Raw genomic sequence first — 21,209 nt, 5'->3', positions numbered from 1 at the left:
CTAAACTAGTTCAATCTTATCAACACTTTCATCTAAATTTATTTAATTATGTCCCAATATTCTTGATAGAAATAGAAATTAATGTGAAAAGGTGACTGACAATACCATATTCCTCATAGTGTTTTTGTAGTATATACAATAAATTTGTAGAAAATGTGTAGATAGTAAACTAAAAGATATATTTTTTTCTACTAGATTTTTTATATCTTCATAGATTCTACAAATTTAAATAGTAGTTTATTCTTTAGTGCAAAAGTCGCGCTACATCAAATAATAGATTATTTCTAAAAAAAACTAGGTAGGTGAAATTTATGTGTGGTTTTGTTGGATGTATGTATAATAAACCTCAAAAGATAGAACAAGATATGAAAATTAAAATAGAAATGATGAACTCATTAATTACCCATCGAGGTCCTGACTCTGAGGGTTATTATTTTGATGATTATATTAGTTTTGGTTTTAGAAGACTGAGTATTATTGATATAGAAAGTGGAAATCAACCCCTTTCATATGAAGACGAACGTTATTGGATGATATTTAATGGCGAAATTTATAACTATCTTGAGTTGCGTGAGGAATTAATTAAAAAAGGATATAAATTTTCAACACAATCTGATACGGAAGTGATAATTGCGCTATATTCTGATATTAAAGAACAAACCGTAAAAAAGCTAAGAGGTATGTTTTCCTTTGTTATTTGGGACAAAATTAATCACGAGTTATTTGGGGCAAGAGATCAATTCGGCATTAAACCATTCTTTTATTCAGAACAAGATGATGCTTTATACTTTGCATCTGAAAAAAAGAGTATTCTACTAGCTATTTCTTCCTCAGTAGATCATGATTCTTTGCAACACTATCTTAGCTTTCAATATGTGCCTGAACCATATACCCTTACAAATGGCATAAAAAAACTCCAACCTGGCCATTATTTTATTAAAAAACCTGGTAGAACGTTTAGAGCCGTGGAATATTGGAAGCCACAATTTCAACCTAAAAATATGCAAGAATCACAACTTATTAAGGAAATTCAAGAAGTTCTAATAGATTCGGTTAGTAAGCATATGCGTAGTGATGTTCCTGTTGGTTCATTTTTATCGGGAGGAATTGATTCATCTTTTATAGTCTCATTGGCTAAAGAAGTGAATCCTCGTTTAAAAACTTTTTCTGTTGGATTTGAAACTGAAGGTTTTAGTGAAGTAACTGTTGCCCAAGAGACAGCATCGGCTCTGGAGTTAGAGAATATTAACTTTATAATTACACCTGAAGAGTTTCTAAAAGAGCTCCCTAAAGTTATTTGGCACATGGATGATCCATTAGCTGACCCAGCTGCAGTACCATTGTATTTTGTTGCAAGAGAGGCAAGGAAACATGTCAAAGTGGTATTATCTGGAGAAGGTGCAGATGAATTGTTTGGCGGTTACAATATATATAGAGAGCCAGAATCGCTCAAACTATTTAACTATATTCCCGATCCAGTTAAGCAGTTGTTAAGAACCTTTGGAAACATTCTCCCGGATGGAGTTAAAGGCAAAAGCTTTATTAAACGTGGAGTTACTCCATTAGAAGAGAGATACATTGGGAATGCAAAAATGTTTGAAGAAAAGGACAAAAAATTGCTCCTTACCGATTATAAAAGTAATTTAGATTATAGAAATATAACGAAACAAGTGTATAGACTATCTGTTGGATATGATGAAATCACCAAAATGCAACACCTTGATATTTATACATGGCTTCGAGGTGATATATTATTAAAGGCCGATAAAATGACAATGGCCCACTCCCTTGAACTGAGAGTTCCTTTTTTAGATAGAGAAGTATTCAAAGTTGCATCCAAAATTCATTACAAACAAAAAATTAATAATCACACTACGAAATACATCTTGCGAAAAGCAGCAGAAGGAATTGTCCCGGCTCACATCTTAAATCGAAAAAAATTAGGATTTCCTGTTCCTATCCGTCACTGGCTTAAAAATGAATTATACGAGTGGGCTATTGATTTAGTTCGCTCAAGCCCAACAGATTACTTATTTAATAAACAAGAAGTATTCAACTTATTGGATCAACATGTAACTAATAAGAAGGATAACAGCCGTAAACTATGGACAATCCTTGTTTTCATGATTTGGCACCAAATATATGTAGAAAACATATATGAATTTGGCCATGAAAAAGTGAAAAATGAAAATTCAAAACAACTTGAACTTATAAGTTAGCTCCAAAAAGCCCAAGCATAATGACTAATACTGCTTGGGCTTTTTTGTCAAATAGTATAATGACACAAAAACAATATATAAGAAATTCATACAATTTTATTCTTTTTGACTTAGAAAAATCCCATACCTTCTAAAGTACTAGCGCTCTATATTCAATGGAAAGCTTACACGAAATTCTGTACCTGAGCCATATTCACTAGTAACTTTTATATTACCTTGTAAGAGCTTAACCAGTTCGTAAACAATGGCAAGCCCTAGTCCTGTCCCACCCATTTCTCTAGATCGTGATTTCTCAACACGATGAAAACGATCAAAAATGAATGGGAGGTCTTCTTCTGGTATTCCAATTCCGGTGTCTTTTATGGTGATTGAGACTGAATTATTTTGTTGTTTAGCCTCCACAACTATTTTTCCTTTTTCAGTATAGTTAATTGCATTCTCTAAAAGATTTAATAGAACTTGCTGAATACGTGTTCCATCGGAGTATATAGAAGGCAACGTATTCTTAATAATCGCTAATTCTAAGTCCTTACTTTGAGCTTTTACTTTCACTTTTCGTGTCACTTCTTCTAATAATTCTTCAATATCGACCAATTGATAATATAACTTTGTTTTACCCTCTTCCATTTTAGATAACTCAAATAAATCTTGTATAAGTTTCGATAGTCGCTCAGACTCATTCTCAATAATAATTGAGTAAGTCTCCAGCTCTTTTTCATCATTATATTGGTGAGTCTTTATCAATTGTGCATATCCTTTTAGATAAGAAATTGGTGTACGGAGTTCATGTGAAATATTTGCTAATAATTCGCTTCGATTAGTCCGATAATTATTCAATTCTAAGCTAAGTTTATTAATGGCTTTACCTAGTGATCCTATTTCATCGTTTGATATGATATTAATCTGTGTTGCCAAATTGCCTTTAGCAATTTCTCTTGTTGCTCTCTCCATTATAATCAAAGGTTTAGAAATCTTTCTTGAAACAAATAGTGTATAACAGAGAGCTAATATAATTGCACCAACAATGGATATAATAATCCAATTTCTTATACCATGCATAAGTTGGTGTATTTTATCAATTGACGAAAAAACAAAGATACCTCCTCCAAATTTACCTTCCACTATTAATGGTCTTCCAACAAAAAAGAATTCTTCATTTGTTTCAGGATTATTATAGCCCCTATCAAAATACTTTCCTTCTCGTAATAATTGAAACAAATCACTTTGAATCTGTTGTCCTTTTTGGAACTCTACTAGCGAACTTGAAAGAATAATTCCATTTTCATCAAAGATTATTATCTCTCCCCCGGTTGTAGAACTTATATAGTCGAAAATTTTCGGATCAACCCCAAAGTTATTTTCAAATGTGTTTTTCAATTTGTCGGCGTATTGATTTACATTTTTGTGTACCTGTTCAGAATATAACTCCAAGAAAATACGATCTATAATAAAACCCAATGGTACTAAAATAATAAGAAATAAGAACATCATGATGCATCCTAGCTTCAGAAATATTCCTCTAGTTTTCATTTCATGTCCTCTAGCAAATTAAATTTGTACCCTACTCCCCATACTGTCTGTATAAAATTTATATCCTCTAATACCTTTTTAAGCTTGATTCGTATATTTTTAATATGAGAATCAACATTTCGTAAATCCCTAATCTCGTTATATTGCCAAATTTTATCTAGTAATATTTCCCTCGTAAATACGCGATTGGGGTTTGAAGCAAGCAATGATAATAAATCAAATTCTTTTGCTGTCAATTCTATATACTGCTGATTCACAAAAAGCTGCCGACTATCAATATCCATTCGAAACAAATCGTTATAATAAACGCACTTATTCTCTTCTGATGATTCATGTCTTGAATGTTCATACCTTCGTAATAATGCTCTTATTCTTGCTTTTAGTTCCTCAAACTCAAAAGGTTTTACAAGATAATCATCAGCACCTATCTCTAGACCCATTACTTTGTCGGATAATTCAGATCTAGCCGTTAACATAAGAATAGGTACCTCCTCGTCTTCCTCTCTAATTTTTTTGCATACTTCCCAGCCCGATACATAAGGTAGCATTACATCCAGTATAATTACATCAAATGATTCTTCTAGAATTAAATCTATAGCAGTTTGTCCATCTTTTGCTTCCACAATATCATAATCATTTCCTAAGTGTATCTTTAGTAAATTCATCATATATCTTTCATCTTCCACTACTAATATTTTTTTCATCTACATCCTCCTTTAACTATGGGATAAATAATCACAAAAGAACGTGAAGTTAAGTATGGGCCCTCTTACAACAAAAACAAAGAAATAAACTATCCTCTTTAAATGTCTTCAGAAAAGTATTTTCTTTGAGAAATGAAAGGTAATTGAATATGATACTAATTTAATGAACATATATTGTAGAAATAACACTAAAATTTGAAGAAAATATGGAGAAAAGATAACTTAATCGTAGCTAACCACCACATAATAAAAAGTCGAAATTCAATCTTAGGAAATCTGACTTTTTCTACACTCTTTGAGTACTATTACTATTGTTATTACTTTTCTCTAAATACACATCTAAAAATACTTTAAACATTGAGTCTTTTCTTTTTTCTTAGAAAAATTTAATTAACTCAATAACATATGGAAAAACAAAATGTCTTAGTGCAACTCAGTAAAGTTCAGAATTGTACTTCTTCCTTTTCACAACTATTTCGTGAGCCACTCTGTCTAGAGGTTGTATGGTTTCCATTTATCAGTCACATATCTTTATGATCTTTCAATATCCAATACATGATATACATTGAGGTTTTGTCCGTTTTGAAAAGCAACAGAGCATAATTAAATGTCTTCAATAAATACAAAATAAAAAGGCTTATCCTCGTTCAAAAAGGATAAGCCCAAATTATCTAATTAAAAATTTGCTACTCTTCGTACATGCCCTTTAAATGTTTTTTGATAGTAGCCAGAGTTCATGTTGGCAATTGCCACACCTGTAGAGGATTGAGAGCCTATAAATTTCCCTCCACCAAGGTAAATTGCAACGTGTCCATCCCTCTTGTACGTATCAAAGAATACTAAATCCCCTGGGCGTGCTTCACTAAGAGATATCTTTGTACCTTGTGTTCTTAGGGCCTCTGTACTTGAACCAATACTAATACCAGCCTGTCTAAATGCCCAGCTCACGAAAGCGGAACAATCAAATCTTCCATTGGCAATGTCATAAGCATTTCTACCGCCACCAAAAACATAGACAGAGTTCCCAATGTATTTATTTCCTGCTGTTAAAACGGTATTTAAACTTCCGTCATTTGCAGGAGGTGTATAGGCAACCTTCCCACCACTTTTACCTGAGTTACTATTGCTTTCTTTTGATGATGATGAAGTGTTTTGAACAGTAACTTTTTGGGTGACCTTTTGAGCTTCCTGTTCAGCTTGAACTTTTGCTTCTAATTCACTCAACTTGGCCTTATTACCTTTTTGCGCTTCTTCTAGATCGTTCTTTAATGTATCATTTTGTTCCTTTTGTTGTAGCAAAAGAGATTTCATTCCATCCAGTTCTGTTTTCTTTCCAGTTAGCTCTTCCAGTTTTTTCTTAACCTCAGTTTGCTTCTCTTCAACTGCAGCTTTATCTAATTCATGTTGTTTGATAAGGTCACTATCTGCATTTGCAATTTGAGATACTGCAAATACACGATCAATGAAATCACTAAAATCTTCTGAGCCTAAAAGAACTTCTATATAACTAACTTTTCCTCCAGATTCCTGAAATGATTGAGCTCGACTCTTTAAGATTTCCGTTCTCTTTGCAATGGTTTCATTTAATACCTTTATCTCTTCTTCAAGCTTTTGAATTTCAGCCTGTTCCATTTTAATATCACTTTCAGTTTGAGCAATTAGTTTATTATTTTCCTGTATTGCTATATCTGTTTTCTTGACCTTCTCTTTTAAAACAGACAATTTATTTTCCGTATCATTAATAGTTTTTTCAACTTGTTGAATTTGTGTGGAATATTCTGCACTTACAGAAGGGATAGAAATTAGACTCCCCACTCCTAAAATAATTGACGTATTCAGGACTAATAGTTTCTTTTTCAACATTCGTTTTTCCTCCAACCTTCTAGGTTTCTACAAGTTTTATTAAAATGTTTAATAATGTTTATTTTTTCAACCATAAATGACAAATTTCACTCTATTAATACAAATTTCTTCTTTTTTAGAATATAGTAGTCTTTTATTTCGATCAAAGGTAATAATTTTACAGTTATGTTTCATTTATTGGTATCAGGTCTTAAAAACATAAAAAATACCGTTCCTTTAAAAATAAGAAACGGTATTTTTATATTCTTAATTATTAATAGATAATAGTGAATCTTTATTATTCCATGATGCTAATCCCATTTGGAATCTTTCCAACTTCAATAGTTTCAAGTACTTTATTTTGTTCTGTATCAATTATTGTAACAGTATTCTCAAACATATTTGTTACATAAAGGCGTTTGTTGTCTGAACTTGTCACTACTCCATGAGCTCCTTTTCCTGTTTCAATGGTTGCTGTTACCTTCTTTGTAGCTAACTCAACAACCGTAACAGAATTAGATGGAGAATCTTCAGTCCCTTGGTTTGCTACATAAGCATATTGATTATTTCCATTAATATATACCTGTGCAGGTCCTTTCCCAACCTCAACTTTTTCTACTTGATCAGTTTCTAAATCAACAATTGCAAGCATATTTTCTGCATTTAAGGTAGCGACTAGTATTTTTCCGTCATTGGTCACTCCAGTTGTCACAGGCGTTAAACCGACTGTAATCTTTTTCTCTTCCTGCATTGTTTCAAGGTTTAAAACACTAATAGTATCCTCGTTCATATTTGCAACATATGCTTTCTGACTATCAGCAGAAATTCTAAACCCATGCGGTCCTTTACCAGTATCAATTGTTTGAATCACCGAGAAGTTTTCCATATCAATAACTGAGACATTATTATCTTCATTATTTGATACTAACGCATATTTTCCATCCTCTGTAAAAACAAAGTGCGCTGGATGATTACCAACCTCAACTGTCTTTATTTGTTCGCTTGTTTGGGTATCAAAGAATATTGCCTTTCCGTTCATCTCCATCGACACATCCCCATGAGAATCTTCTTCATGTGAATCCTCATCATGAGAGCTGTCACTTTCAGATTCTTGTCCATGATTCATTGACGGAACAACTGTTGCACCAAGCATTTTTCCATCTGGAGAAACTTGCACATTGTGTACAGCACCTTCTACTTTAATTGTTTCAACTACTTCATTTGTCGCTGATTTGATTTTGGAAATACTTCCTCCTTCATCTGCAGTGAAGTAATATTTTACGTTTTGTGTTTCGGGATCTTTTGATTCTGCTACTTTCTCAGAAGTTTTTGTTTCTTCTTGCACCTTCTCTTTAGATACTGAATTTTGATTAGTGTTAGAACTACACCCAGCCAAAACTGCACCAGAAATTAACAAAGTAATTAGATTTAATTTAGTCTTATTCATATAACGCTTCCTCCTTTATTGAATCTATTTGAAATATTAGTAGCCCTGAAGCATGCAACACGTGATATACATCACTTTGTAAAAAAAAGGAGAAACATCTTAAAATATTGTGAAAATCTATAAAAACTGCATACTTTTCCATTACAATAAAGAAATTTTGATAAGAAAAAGTCAGTTAAATTGCCAATTAATCTTGATTAATAAACAAAAATTAAAGAGCTTACCAATTAAATGATAAGCCCTAATCGACATGCTATGATCGTGTAACCTTTATCTATTTGATTTTTCATCATTTGTTTAATACATAGCTTACGCCCCATATAGTGATGACCAAAAGAGTCCATAAGAGAAAAAAGCCTTTGGATGATAATTTCTTCGATTTACCATTCTTATGACTTTGACAACATCCCATTTTATCACCAACTCTTATTTGTTCTCCCTTTTCTCTGGACTTAGTACCGCAATATAAACATTCCCAGCTTGGACATATGATTTAAATGTGTCTAAAGGTCTCGGCGGAGGTCCACCTACATTCATACCATATTGATCATACTGTCCTCCATGACAAGGGCAATTAAAAAGCACACCATTTTCTTTCATTTCTACATCAGCATCTCCTACTGTACAACCAAGATGAGTGCAAATTGGAGACATAATGAGTAAAGAGTTATCCTTTTTGTTTTTATTAATATAAACAAAGCTTTCCATCACTTGTTCTTCCCACGCATCCTTAATTGTCACTTTATAAGGGACCTTTTTAGGAAAATTCCCTTTTTCCAATTCACTTAATGGCCCTAGATTTGCCATTGCGCTTGTATCAACGTCACTTTTATCATCATCACTACAAGCTGTAAGTCCAATAGGCAACACCGAAACAGCAAATAACCCAGCTGTACCTTTCAACGATTTGCTTAGAAAATCTCTCCTTTTTAACATTAGGTACCCTCCTTTACTTAAAGGTACCACTTAAATATGCAGAAAATTTGAATTTTTACTAATTGGGCTCCTTACAATACATTGAACCTTTTTGTTATATCTCTTAGATTGCTCGAAATATTTGATAGTGCTTTAGTTGCATCATTTATTTCCCCAATTGCTACAAGTTGCTCTTGGCTAGAGGCGGAAACTTGGATAGAATTTTGAGTGTTTTTTCTTGCAACTGTCGAAATTTGATCTATTGTTAGAGTAATTTTTTCTGAACTTGTAGACATTCTTTTTGCTGCCTTTAGTATATTTTCCATTTCAAAGTTTATTTTTGTCGTTGATTGAGAAATTACTGAGAATTTCTCTTTTGTATCATTTGTAATTTCAATGCCTTCTTCTACATTTTTTATAACAGCTCTCATAGTTTCCACAGATGCCTCTGTTGCTCTCTGAATATGGTCAATGAGAATAGCAATCCTTTCTGTAGATTGGTTGGACTGTTCAGCTAGTCTTCTTACCTCTTCTGCAACCACAGCAAAACCTTTGCCTGAATCACCAGCTCTGGCGGCCTCTATCGCTGCGTTCAAAGCAAGTAAATTAGTTTGATTAGCTATATCAGAAATAACATTCAAAATTTGTACAATTTCTTGAGAACGTTCCTGAAGTAATTGAATAGATGTATCCGATTCACTTACAGAATTTTGAATTAACTTCATTTGACCAACTGTTTTGTCTACTGCGTTTTCTCCTTCAAAAGCATGTTCTGTTGTTTGATGAGAAAGGAGAGATACTTTTTCAGTATTACCGACAATTTCCTTAATGCCTTCATTCATTTCCGTAATTTCCACGGCCACTTTCTCAATGCCGCTAGTTTGACCTTCTGTACCTGTTGCAACCGCTAGAATGGAGTTAGAAATTTGCACGGAAACTAGATTAGTTTCGTTTGCATTTTCAGAAAGCTGTTCAGAAGATTGAGCCATTTTAACAGATGTATGATTAATGTTTTCTACAATATCTCTCAAATTTCGAACCATTATTTCAAAGGAGCCTACTAATTGACCTATTTCATCCTTGGATTTTTTTGGTATTGTCACTGTTAAATCTCCTTCAGCCACTTCCCTCGTTAAATCAAGCAGTGATTTTAAAGGGGCAACCACAATCCTCTGAATGAAAAATGCAGCTATTATTGTTGCAAAAATGATGTTGATGGCTGTACTTATGTAAATCCCATAGGTTGTCTGAATGCTATGGTCAAGCAAAGAATTTAAATAGCCTGTCAATGGAACACTTATTAGAAGTGCCCCTATTATTACGATATTCACTTTTATCGTTAAACTATGAAATTTTTCTTTCTGATCTCCTTCTAATTTACCGTTTTCCATCTGCTTTTTCCTCCTTAGTTATCTCTATACTATCGATGTGATTTATGGACAAAGACAACTGTACATTACAAATATGCAGAAAGTATCCAAACTTATATGTTCATTGGCTTTCTTTAGAAAATAAATTCTTCAAAATATGTATCATCAATTGTTAGAACGTAAGTTATCTCATTTTCATTGCAATTTGAACATTTTTTGAACTTTTATATAAAAATGTGATTTTTGCCCTTGCTTTTTATAAAAATCCATAATTTCTGCAAACCTTTCTACTAAGCTCATTTTGACATAAGGAATTGGAGGGTTTTACTGTGAAACTAAAGCTAACTGTATTATTATCAGCAATCATTCTCTTTTTAGCTGCTTGTTCTTCGGAGCAAGACACTAAGACAGAGAATAGCAAGCAAAAAGAAACCGAAACAACTGCAAGCAAAGTAGAAGGCTTAACTTCAACTGATACTGAAACATTAACAGGTAATGAATTTGAGCTTGTAGCGAAAGAAGTCTCCCATCCATTAAACAGTAAGGTAACTGTAACAGCATGGACATTCAACGGTTCTGTTCCAGGTGCACAAATTCGGGTAAATGAGGGTGAAAAGGTCAAAATCCATTTTAAGAATGAACTTCCTGACCCAACCTCTATTCATTGGCATGGTATTCCTGTAGCAAATGAAATGGATGGTATTCCAGGTGTAACTCAAAATGCGGTTCAGCCGGGTGAAACTTTCACATATGAATTTACTGCTACGGTTCCTGGTACCTATATGTACCACACCCATCAGGAAGCTGTAAATCAGATGGATAAAGGACTATACGGTTCGTTTATTGTTGAACCGAAAGAAAAAACATATGATCGCGATTACACGATCATGCTAGACGAATGGATGAGTGATCAAGAAGCTTCAGCAACTATGAGTGAGGAAATGGAAGAGATGGATGGCATGGATCACAGCAGTATGAGTGGAATGAATCATGACTCCGGCTCTGAAGGTGACGAACATGGTGGAGAAAGCATGGTGCACGATATGTCTGCTTATGACATCTTTACCATGAACGGGAAAAGTGGAGATTCGGTCGAACCCCTAGAGGTCAAAGAGGGTGAAGTAGTTCGAATTCGTTTAGCGAATGTTGGATATCTGTCCCACAATTTCCACTTACATGGACATAAATTTAAAGTGGTAGCAATTGATGGTCAAGAACTGAATGAACCAAAAGAAATAGATAATGAGTTAGTGGCAATTGCTCCTGGTGAGCGTTATGATATTGAATTCACGGCAAATAATCCTGGTGAATGGTATCTCGAATGTCACGGTGATATGGAAGGAACTGCAGGTATGAAAGCATTGATTCAATATGAAGGAAACAATGAATCAATAGACCAGTCTAATCAAAGTGAGAGTCTTCCGGTTTTCAATTTCGTTAATTACGGAACTCCAACAGCTGGTGAATTTACGTTAGATCAGAAATATGATATTGAGTACACCATGGATCTTAACGGAAATAATATGGACAATATTTGGTCCATTAACGGAAAATCCTTCCCAAATATAGATGGCCTAAACGTTAAAAAAGGAGATTTAGTCAAAGTAACTTTAATCAATAACTCGCCAGAAGGCGTCGATCATCCAATGCATCTACACGGGCACTTCTTCCAAGTATTAAGTAAAAACGGAAAACCAGTAGAAGGTTCTCCAATCATAAAAGATACGATTAATTTAAAATCAGGTGATGAATATGTAGTAGCATTCAAAGCTGATAATCCTGGTAACTGGCTTTTCCATTGTCATGATTTACACCATGCAACAGCAGGAATGGTGGACCTAATCAAATATGAAGGGTTCCAACCTGGTTTCACTCCTGATCCTGAAGCTAATAATAAACCTGAGTAATGTAGCTCATAAAAATCGTGACTGAGGTTATTGAGAAATAGACTCATTATTATGACAGTTAAAACTCTTTTGAATGTTTAGTACTTTATCAATACTACCTTATTTGGTAATCAAGGTCTACAAAGGATTTAAATTACAAGAACTTCGAATAAAACAAAAAAACTGGTCCAGCGCATCAGTTTTTTTGTTTTGTCCATTCATTTAATCAATGCTCTGTATTTGAAAAGCTTATTTCGTGCGGTGTTTTTCCAAGTTTGATTTTCTTAACAATTTCAAAACTCTCATCAACTACTACTGTAAGATCATTTGAATCCTTGTTTGTCACGTAAAGTTTTTCACTACCTGGTACAAAAGAAACATGATTAGCTGTATCTCCTGTAATGACCCTCTTGGTAATTTCGTAATTTTCCAAGTTTAGTTTTATGAGGTCATTAGAACTACGGTTTGCTGCATATAAGAACTTTCCATCGGGTGAAAGCTCTAACCCGTGTGTGCCATCTCCTGTTTCAATAGTCTTAATCACTTTCTGTTTTAGAACGTCAACAACAGAAATAGTTCCATCTGTAACATTTGCAGTGAATATATATTTATCGTCCATTGATGGTTCTAATTCATTTGGAGTAGTTCCTACAGGTATAGTTGCAATTACTTCCATTTTCTTTGTATCGATTAAAGATATATCATTCGACATAACATTTGATATAAATGCTAGACTACCATCATTGCTAAAATCAATATGGGCGGGACTTTTTGAAGGAGATTGAATCTCCTTGATAATTTCCTCGATTTCGGTATCTACTACTTTAATAAAATTGTATTGTTCTCCTTCCTTTAAATCACCACTTGCTAAGTACAAGTAACGGCCATCTGGAGTAATGTCGATTCCATGAAGATTTACTCCAGTATCGATTTTCTTTTCAATATCTCCCGAATCAGAATTGATAATAAATAGCTCTCCCTTGTCATAATTACCCGCATATATTTTTTCTCCATCTAAGCTTATTTCAATACCATCTGAAAGTTGATTATCTACTTTTATTGTCCGGACCACTTCATCCTTCTTAGTGTCGATAACTGATATTGTTCCCTCACCTGCATTTGGAATATATGCGAGAGAGGTTTCTTCTTTTGTATAGATGTAAATAATTGCAAATACGATAAATACACCAATCAGTATTAGTCCTATTTTTTTCATTTATTTAACCCCTCCTTCGCTACTATTCTTTTTTAAAAACTTCAGCTAGTTCATTTTTCTCCCATATAAAAGACCTTGAAGGGATATTCTCGATATTTTCTAATTTTAAGTTAATTCGATCATCTAAAATTTCTCCATTCCATGTTAAATATCCGACCAAATGATGTGAGTCTTCATTTGCCAATTCCCACTTAAATACACCATTTGGATTTTCTTTTGTTCCAAAAGAAAGTTCTGCAAGTTGGTCTATATCGTATTGAAGTATATCTCCCGAATGTGTGTTAAAGGTTATTTCAAAGAAAAGCTTATTGGATGAACTTTTTTCGGGCACTAAAGTTGCTTGAATTGCAACCGTTCCCTGTGAATCAGTCCTTTGTAATGAATTATTTGTAGCCTCTTCTTTTTTATTTTTTGTTGTGGGACTTTCTATTTGTTTTGCAATTGTATCTTCCTCTGGCACAGTTCTTGGAACATTTAATTGACCTATATAAAACCATCCAATAAATAAAACTATGAATACTGCTCCTAAAGACATTAATAGGTTCTTTTTATTCATGGTTTATCTCCACCTTCCTATCTTTATTTGGCACATATATCATCGCAAGAATATGTGCAGATTTGGTGGAGAACTTTAGAAGATTTTATAAACTTAAGTGATAAACATTCTTGTTATTTCCTTAACATTCTTTAATACCGTACCAGTATCTAACAAAGGCAAATTTATTAGTTGATAGGTTTTAGTTCTCTTATTTCTGGATTGCAAAAAAATACTGCCTTTAAATATTCTCTATTTCATTACAATATTTTGACAATTCGTGGTGTTGAAACACTATAAATTGTTCAGCCCCTCATGAATCTCTTCATTACTATGGCTTCTGCTGACTTCTTGCGACTAACCGTTTTCAACTGTACTACTGTGCATCCGCAAGACCTCCCAGGGTAAGACAACTATCTTTCCTCTTTTACTCGCCTGATTTACTCTACAAAGTTACGCACATCTTTCGGACTTTGACTTGTTATGGTCTCATCCCTTTATAAAGCCTTAATATCAGATTTCTGTTCGTCGAGCCAAGATTTTATTCCACGCTTCCTCCAGCCCTTACCTCACGGTAAGTACCTTGCGCTTCCTTAGTGGTTGGTCGATGTGTACCCCCACAGTGGACTTTCACCAGCTAGATAGTTTTGCCATGCCTGGCACACATAAAAAAGGACAGTCAATGACTGCCCTTCCTCATTAGAAATTGAACACGAGTTGATTCTCTGTTGGAGCTTTCTGTGTACGCTTTTTCTTATAGCTGGATAAATCAATAACGCTGATAAACCCGCCATCATCTTCGGCCACTTCCTGCTCTTGTGAGAAATCAAACACGAATAATGATTCATCTTGTTCAACTTCTTTTTCCTCTGTATTTTGTAATATAGGTGAAGTTGCAACACCACAGAGCTTTAATGTTGTTTCAGCTAGTTCCTTCATGCGTAAATCTAACACTTGTTGGAATTCACTCTCAGCAATCATTTCAAGCTCTTCAAACTCTTTAGCAGCAAGTTCTTCCCAAGCATTTGCAAGGTCAGCTTCAGCAAAACATTGTGCTAAATCAGTCGCTAGTGAAGATTGTTCATCATAAGAGTACTTAGAAAGTTCCCCGCGATCTAATCTTCCTTCTGTCATTAATGCATGACCACGAGCACTCATTACCTTCTTAAATTGAGATACCTCTTGAGTTCCGTTTAATATTGGAATTAATACTTTACATAGTCGGTGCTGACCGATTCTGTGACTTCTTTTAGCTGCTTGTCTGAAGACATTCACTTCATACGTTAATTGGTTTGCAATAATTGTTGGCCATGCTAACAGATCCAAACCTACCTCGACCAATTTCATATTGGTGATTACAACTTTTACACCATCTTCCTCGTACTTTTGAAGAACTTCAGAACGTTTCTCGGTATTAGATTCATTGAGTATTCTCATTTCCTCTCTTTTAACACCGTTCTCTTCAAGAATTTGAAAAGTACGTTCATTTAATTGATATTCTCCTGTGTAAGTATTATAAATAACAACTCCTCGATTTTCAGCTAGCTCACTCTTAATTTGATTAATAAGCCACTCTTCTTTTGAAGTATAGCCGGTTAATTTTGGTGCTGTAATAATATCCTCACCAATAGCATCTGCAAAACCAAAGTTATAAAATGCACCTAAATCGGGTCTAGCTGCGTAATTTAATACAGCAGGGTTAAACTTCGACCAAGCTCCTTTTGCGCCTGCATGAGCCAATTTTAGGCATTTGTCATACATTTGTTCATGGAACTCACGATACGCTGCACCATGTTCTGGTTTTGGTTCAATAAAGATTGGCTTTTCTACTAATTCCACCAGTGGTAAACCTAAATCATCAATATCAAGGAATGCTGTTTTGTGTAATAGAAACTGAGCTGTCATTTGTGGTGCAATACCGGGTTCTTCAGTAGGTTGCATAGGTTTTCTACGCTGCCTAGTTACCCATCCGGCTGAAGATGAATTCACTGCATCTTGAAGAAATACAACCTGTTTTAATTTGCCGTATTTCTCCGCCCACGCAAGATCTCCTGTAGAATCTGTAAAACCTTTTTCAATTAAGTCTTTCGGCGTCGTTCTCCATAATAGTTCTTTCATAGAGCTCGCTTTACCGTTGACCAAGGTACCTGTAAGGTTAAGGTTTTTCTTAGCTGATTTTACAATCTTATCGTAAGCATCTCCACGACCCGATCCACCCGCTTTACATTGATGAGCTTCATCTACAATCGCTAAGTCAAAATACTTCTTCATCTTTTTGAAGACTTTTGAAATATTCGTAGTAGGAGTGTTTCGAGTTTCACCAAGGTTTTTTACAGCTGGTCGATACAGTTTGGTTCCACAAACTTCCTCTTCAGAATCTACATGACCTTTAGGGAAAAGAACATACGAACATTTCATGAATTGCTTGGTGCGTCTCCACTTTACTGAATAGTCTTTTGGAATCCCATTGTGCCTCATCATTTTCTCTACCCTAGCATCCGCTAACCTTTCAGCAGAAGGTTTTTCACCATAAGCCACATCAGACCATTCAAGACCGAACCACTCACCTTCAACTTTCTTCATGAGTTGTCTTCCACAATCAGGACAATGCCATCCGTAATGCTTTTTACCATTTACCCGCTTCCAAATACCAGAAAAGTAAGGTTCAGCATCTCTTTTGGCTTTATCGATACCAACAATGGTAATCTCCATCTCACCAGGAGCGGGTCTGTAACCATTACGAACTTTTTCTAGCATTTGTAAGGCTTCATTTGCCGAACGAATAATGGTTGTTTTCGCATACGGTAACGTTTTTCCAATTTCTTTTGTTTGCCACTTTCGTAGTGTAATACCAGGAGCGGAAAGTAAAACTGCCATTCCCTTCTTGGCCCTATTCCGCTTTCTTCTTTCATGAAGAACATGAGCGACACCACAAGCTTGAATCGATTTTCCCGTTCCCATGTTAGCTGCTGTCCATTCAGAGTTTGAAATCTCTAAACCGTTGATTATACCTTGAATAACATGTGCTTGGGCAGGAAATGGAATACGTGACATTGTAGCAATCGCAGGATCTAATTTATCCATCATAGTATGAAGAGGTTTCAATTCAGCAAGCAATTTGTTCATTGCTTGTGCATTGTTAATCATATACTCTTTCATGGACCATTTTGGATTAAAGACTCCATTTACCTCGGATTTAGGAATGATAAGCATACCATTCTTTAATGCCGATTCCACGATTTCAAGTACCTCTTTTTCATTTCCATCAAATCGTACAGCTCGTAGATTAGGATAAAGTCCTAAGAAGTCAGGATTTTGAATCACTTCTAATTCCTCATACATGAATCCAAATAACCCCGAATACTGTTCTTTAAATTCAATAGGTAGACCAAAACGTTCTATCACATGAGCCGAGATATCGTCTTTGATATTTCCATTCACTGAGATAATGTAGCCTTTGCTATTGTCGTCACCTTGTATAACGTTGTTAATCCCATCAATCGTAGCTAGAGAATTAAAGACCATTCCATGAGCAACGTCACCCATACCAATTCTTCTATCTAGGCGCCTAAATGCGTCAGAAGAACGATTGAATATCAAATCGTTGATACGCACTTCACGAGCTTCAATAATTCCCGCTGTGATCGCAACAACACTTTCGGGTACTCCAACGTAACTAGCTGCTACAATTTCTTTTTTGTCTACTACTGCAAAATGTAGTCGTGCATCAAAACTTCTTTCTACGGATTGTATGGTAATTCTCATAATGTATTTGCCATAACTACACAAAAAGTTAGGGTTACCCCCTAACTCTTTAAAAGTAGTTAGAGGGCTATCCCTCCTTGTTGTGTATTGTAATTGTTATGAATTCATATTAGGTACTAATGTTCCTTTTTTTGAGATTTTGTTATATCTTCAGATTGTGCAATAAAATTCACGATTTAAAATAAATATCACCAGTTTTTATCTCTACACCATAAGCAGTATTACATTTTTCGCAAATAGTATATTTCCCTGCAATGTCTTGATAAATATTTTTATCATTTACTTGTTACACATGACTACAATTAACACATTTTTTGTATTCCATTTTTATCTCCTATGCGCATGTAATTTTTATTTAGATTCAAAAAATCCCTATACTTTTTTATGCTTATTGCAAGCAACAACCTTAGTTGGAATATCTTTTCCGTGTTTAGGGTTTCTTGCCATCACAAACCCTTTTGTAGTTGCTTCTTTTTCACAGTTACCATATTGACATCTTATCATCTAAATCTCCTCCTTAGTGTAATTATTAATAGAGTTTTAATCACATATTTTGTTAGATTCATTAACTTTACAAATCTCAACTTCTTCACAATTTTTCATTAATTAATCGATAAAGCCATGCTCACTATATTGAATATGAGCATATGCTTCATCAATTCTCTTCGCTTTTCTAAATTCAACTATATTCTCTATAATAAATTGGCTTGCTTGTTTACTAGTACTCCCATTAAAAGAGATAGAGATATTAAGAATGCTAGTAATACGTTGAATAAGTCGAATTTGCTTAAATGAAATAGGTTTACTTGAGACCATGTTCATCGAGAGAAATCCTCCTAAATGTTGCATTTTCTTGCAAATGCACTACTCAATGCACGATTAATCACCCAGCGATTCATTACAATCTTTTTCATTAATTCCATATCTTCAGAAGCCATTAGACACACTGCCTCGTTTAGCTTCCTTGTAGTTGGAGAATGACGTTGATCTATAGTCGGGCTTTTAATGACATCTAAATATTGCACAATGCCTTTTTCAAAATTCGACAATTCACTCATTGTAAAACCTCCCATATAACATTCCCTTCAACAATGTCGATATCCTCATGTGCAAGCATAGTCTCAATCATGATTTTGTGGCCTTCCTCACCCCAAAAGGAATGAAGATTATACACAAAGTAGCTTCGGTTCTCTGGCCTATATTCAATATCCCCAGCTCCAATGATTTCTTCTCCGGAAAGGAAGACTTGAAACAGTCCTGCGACTGGCTCAAATCTCAAAGGAGAAAAATCAAAGTGGCTTGGAATCCAATAGGTCTGACTTACCTCAATACGTTCATGACCTTTACACCGTTTACAGTTCATATCCAGCACTTCACACGAACAAGCCAGGACTGTAATCATTTCGCAACACCTTCTTCGGGTTGCTCGATCGCAATGTAACCTGGGTTCTGTTCATAATTAAAGTGGCTTTCTACTATACCATGTAACTCTGCAAGTGCATTATGGTAGGAAATTTCATTTGTATACGTGAGAGTGATTGTATCTTCAACTTCTGATTCATTGGAAGGTACTTCAAAAATAATACTTCCAATATTCTTTCTAAAGTCGAAGTGGACTTCAACTATATTTGATTCTGTATCACTCAATGCCTCCAAGAAAGCTTCACTTGTAACATAAGACACCTTATTCTGATTCATTATTTTAATCCTCCTATTGCAATTCATGAATACCGTCTTGTGCAAAAACACGTACAACGGATTTATGATGCTTTGTATAAATTTCCTTTTTTACTAGACCTTCATCATCATCGACTTCTGCCAATTCTGTTACAGGCTTAGTCAATCCGACAACAATGTGTGTTCCCATATTCCCACCGACTGCACCTGCTGCAATGGCAATTCCAGCATGAGCTAATTTAAGTGGTAAAAGAGGACGTTTCATTGTGCTTTTTTTGACTTCGGGGGTTACCCTTTTTTCAAATTCGTGAAAAACCGTAGATTCTTTCAGATCACGAAATAACTCAACGGCCTTAAGTTTACCCGCTCGAAAGATAGAAATCGGTTCTTTTGAAGGTTCAATATAAAATTCTTCCTCGATCTCTTCCAGGGTTGGTAATACTTCTGGTCCTGCATTACCAATCTCCTTCAAATATTCACGGGTTTCTTTTACTACATCACGAGATTGAGGGCTACCGAAATATCCAAAGACCACAACTTGCTTAAAAACATCATAAGCATCATCTGTGAACCGGTATACCTTTATATCTCGAAAGCGTTCTGATAAAATCATCGCGCATTTATCCAACACATATTGAGGGACACAAAACATCAGCAATCCATTGTTTGCAAAGACGTTTTTTGATTTAGAAGATAAAGTTCTCAAAAATCGAAGCTCTGTCCGTTCATGAAATACTTCGTCGTAAGGAGGATTCAACCAAACTGCATTGTAATTCCCCTCAGTTCGAATATTTTCATACCCATCATGAATTGCATGGTCGATAACATCTTTAGCCTTATGAAATCTTGTTTCTTCCAATTCAACGCCATACGTGGTAACAGTAAGATTCTGCAAGGTGGTAAAATTATCACCTAATTGTTTTAGCGCTTCTCCTTCACCAGCACAAGGATCAAAGAGATTCAAGTAACCTTGTTCCCCTCGTAACCTTATATGCGGTAAAATTAAACTCATTTGTCCTTCCGGTGTTGCGTAAAATCCACCCTTTGATTGTGAAGCGATACGTGCCATAAAAGATTCCTCCTAAAGTGTGTAATATATATTAAATAGAAAAAGCCGATTCGTTTCCGAACCGACTTGTCTCTTCCTACGCTGTAAATTTGTTACCGTTTATTTCGCCGATAAAAATATCATGAATTTTTCTTTCTTCACCCTTCCACTCAACTACAAGAAAGACCTGGTCTTTTACCTGTAGATTAGGTATCCACTCTAGGAAAGTAGCCATAATTGGCTTATCATTTCCACGGAGAGTAACAGCTATCTCTTGTCCCTTTTGAAGATTCATAGATTAAGAAATCCCCCTCTTCCTAGTAGGGATTGGGGAAATTTCGTAATTGACCTTGCAATCCGGGTACATTTTAGAAATGGCCGCTTTCACTTCTTTCTCCGTACCAATTTTCATGGTACTGAGAACGTGACCTTCAGAACGTCTAATGGTGATTTTATAAGGATGAACTTCTGTATTCATCTTCATTTTAAAGAAAGCGGGACATACTTCAATATCTGTCACGATATCTGTCCTTATCACTTGCTTATAGCCATTAGAATTGACTTCGATACAAGCTGGTTGACCGATTGAAAGTTCTTTCAACGTCACTTCTCCTTGCACGAAATGTCCATTCCTGGTATAACCCGACTTACTTAACTCATAAGTTACCTTTTCTGTGTTAAATACCGCCTTCATATTAATTCCTCCTAAGTGTGTATGTAATAGGGCACTCGATTAGAGATACCCTTTTTCCTTCAAACTAGTAAACTTGTTATCACCGATGATAACGTGATCAAGCACATCAATCCCTATGATCTTTCCGGATTCAACAAGGCGTTTTGTGACCTCTATATCTTCACTGGAAGGAGCAGGATCGCCACTTGGATGATTATGTGCAACGATAACTGATGCAGCACATCTCATAACACCCTCATGGAAGTAGGGTAAGAACCCAGTGCCTTGCTTAGTTTCCTAAGTAGGTTTCCAAGAACTCCCCCCCAAACCGTACGTACTCCTCTCAGAGTATACGGCTTTCCATTTATCAATCTAACTTCCC

The 21,209-nt window shown here is 35.0% G+C and carries 19 protein-coding genes and 1 pseudogene; 2 read left to right on the top strand and 18 right to left on the bottom strand.

All coding sequences use genetic code 11. The annotated features are described in order from the left end of the window. Positions 1–311 precede the first annotated feature (311 nt). Positions 312–2,219, top strand: coding sequence for an asparagine synthase (glutamine-hydrolyzing) (gene asnB / locus FA727_RS19130; RefSeq protein WP_136833148.1), 1,908 nt, complete (start codon positions 312–314; stop codon positions 2,217–2,219). A 138-nt stretch (positions 2,220–2,357) separates the two neighbouring features. Here asnB and FA727_RS19125 read toward each other — a convergent pair whose 3' ends face one another. From FA727_RS19125 to FA727_RS19100, 6 genes are all read right to left on the bottom strand, one after another. Next, positions 2,358–3,749, bottom strand: coding sequence for a HAMP domain-containing sensor histidine kinase (locus FA727_RS19125; RefSeq protein ID WP_136833147.1), 1,392 nt, complete (start codon positions 3,747–3,749; stop codon positions 2,358–2,360). Continuing rightward, positions 3,746–4,453 carry a response regulator transcription factor gene (locus FA727_RS19120; protein ID WP_136833146.1) on the bottom strand — a complete coding sequence of 236 codons (708 nt, stop codon included), beginning with the start codon at positions 4,451–4,453 and terminating at the stop codon, positions 3,746–3,748. Before FA727_RS19120 ends, FA727_RS19125 begins: the two co-directional genes overlap by 4 nt. A 675-nt stretch (positions 4,454–5,128) precedes the next feature. Beyond that, the gene (locus FA727_RS19115; RefSeq protein WP_136833145.1) at positions 5,129–6,316 is read right to left on the bottom strand and encodes a coiled-coil domain-containing protein; all 1,188 of its coding nucleotides are present in this window, start codon (positions 6,314–6,316) and stop codon (positions 5,129–5,131) included. A gap of 277 nt (positions 6,317–6,593) precedes the next feature. Continuing rightward, positions 6,594–7,742 carry a YncE family protein gene (locus tag FA727_RS19110; RefSeq protein WP_136833144.1) on the bottom strand — a complete coding sequence of 383 codons (1,149 nt, stop codon included), beginning with the start codon at positions 7,740–7,742 and terminating at the stop codon, positions 6,594–6,596. A 426-nt stretch (positions 7,743–8,168) separates the two neighbouring features. Continuing rightward, positions 8,169–8,678, bottom strand: coding sequence for a QcrA and Rieske domain-containing protein (locus tag FA727_RS19105; RefSeq protein ID WP_136833143.1), 510 nt, complete (start codon positions 8,676–8,678; stop codon positions 8,169–8,171). Between the two features lie 71 nt (positions 8,679–8,749). Continuing rightward, on the bottom strand, positions 8,750–10,048 hold the full coding sequence (locus FA727_RS19100; protein ID WP_136833142.1) for a methyl-accepting chemotaxis protein: 1,299 nt from the start codon (positions 10,046–10,048) through the stop codon (positions 8,750–8,752). A gap of 308 nt (positions 10,049–10,356) precedes the next feature. On the opposite strand from FA727_RS19100, the gene FA727_RS19095 reads away from it, so the two are divergent. Then, on the top strand, positions 10,357–11,934 hold the full coding sequence (locus FA727_RS19095; protein ID WP_136833141.1) for a multicopper oxidase family protein: 1,578 nt from the start codon (positions 10,357–10,359) through the stop codon (positions 11,932–11,934). A 205-nt stretch (positions 11,935–12,139) separates the two neighbouring features. On the opposite strand, the gene FA727_RS19090 is transcribed toward FA727_RS19095, so the two are convergent. From FA727_RS19090 to FA727_RS19040, 12 genes and pseudogenes are all read right to left on the bottom strand, one after another. Beyond that, positions 12,140–13,129 (bottom strand): cytochrome D1 domain-containing protein, encoded by a 990-nt coding sequence (locus FA727_RS19090; protein WP_136833140.1) that lies wholly within the window; start codon positions 13,127–13,129, stop codon positions 12,140–12,142. A 22-nt stretch (positions 13,130–13,151) separates the two neighbouring features. Next, positions 13,152–13,685 carry a hypothetical protein gene (locus tag FA727_RS19085; RefSeq protein WP_136833139.1) on the bottom strand — a complete coding sequence of 178 codons (534 nt, stop codon included), beginning with the start codon at positions 13,683–13,685 and terminating at the stop codon, positions 13,152–13,154. 678 nt (positions 13,686–14,363) lie between these two features. Further along, positions 14,364–17,429 (bottom strand): helicase-related protein, encoded by a 3,066-nt coding sequence (locus FA727_RS19080; protein ID WP_158318917.1) that lies wholly within the window; start codon positions 17,427–17,429, stop codon positions 14,364–14,366. A 372-nt stretch (positions 17,430–17,801) separates the two neighbouring features. After that, entirely contained in the window at positions 17,802–17,933 is a 132-nt protein-coding gene (locus FA727_RS24985; RefSeq protein WP_281280922.1) for a hypothetical protein, read from the bottom strand. Between the two features lie 102 nt (positions 17,934–18,035). Continuing rightward, on the bottom strand, positions 18,036–18,251 hold the full coding sequence (locus FA727_RS19075) for a hypothetical protein (protein WP_136833137.1): 216 nt from the start codon (positions 18,249–18,251) through the stop codon (positions 18,036–18,038). Positions 18,252–18,265: 14 nt separating this feature from the next. Beyond that, positions 18,266–18,487, bottom strand: a complete 222-nt coding sequence (locus FA727_RS19070; protein WP_136833136.1) for a hypothetical protein — start codon at positions 18,485–18,487, stop codon at positions 18,266–18,268. Beyond that, the gene (locus FA727_RS19065) at positions 18,484–18,831 is read right to left on the bottom strand and encodes a hypothetical protein (RefSeq protein WP_136833135.1); all 348 of its coding nucleotides are present in this window, start codon (positions 18,829–18,831) and stop codon (positions 18,484–18,486) included. The genes FA727_RS19070 and FA727_RS19065 overlap by 4 nt, the downstream gene beginning before the upstream one ends. After that, positions 18,828–19,127, bottom strand: a complete 300-nt coding sequence (locus FA727_RS19060) for a hypothetical protein (RefSeq protein WP_136833134.1) — start codon at positions 19,125–19,127, stop codon at positions 18,828–18,830. Before FA727_RS19060 ends, FA727_RS19065 begins: the two co-directional genes overlap by 4 nt. Positions 19,128–19,140: 13 nt before the next feature. Then, entirely contained in the window at positions 19,141–20,175 is a 1,035-nt protein-coding gene (locus FA727_RS19055; protein WP_136833133.1) for a DUF6094 domain-containing protein, read from the bottom strand. Between the two features lie 76 nt (positions 20,176–20,251). Next, positions 20,252–20,449, bottom strand: a complete 198-nt coding sequence (locus tag FA727_RS19050; protein ID WP_136833132.1) for a hypothetical protein — start codon at positions 20,447–20,449, stop codon at positions 20,252–20,254. A 3-nt stretch (positions 20,450–20,452) separates the two neighbouring features. Beyond that, positions 20,453–20,848, bottom strand: coding sequence for a hypothetical protein (locus FA727_RS19045; protein ID WP_136833131.1), 396 nt, complete (start codon positions 20,846–20,848; stop codon positions 20,453–20,455). 39 nt (positions 20,849–20,887) lie between these two features. Next, positions 20,888–21,076 (bottom strand): annotated as a pseudogene (locus FA727_RS19040) (JAB domain-containing protein); the annotation flags it as partial. Between the last annotated feature and the right edge of the window lie 133 nt (positions 21,077–21,209).

This window comes from Robertmurraya kyonggiensis (assembly GCF_005116465.1).
In the GTDB taxonomy this organism is placed as follows: Bacteria; Bacillota; Bacilli; order Bacillales; family Cytobacillaceae; genus Robertmurraya; species Robertmurraya kyonggiensis.
Note: the sequence above shows the minus strand (reverse complement) of the source record. Positions and strands in the feature narration are given on the sequence as shown.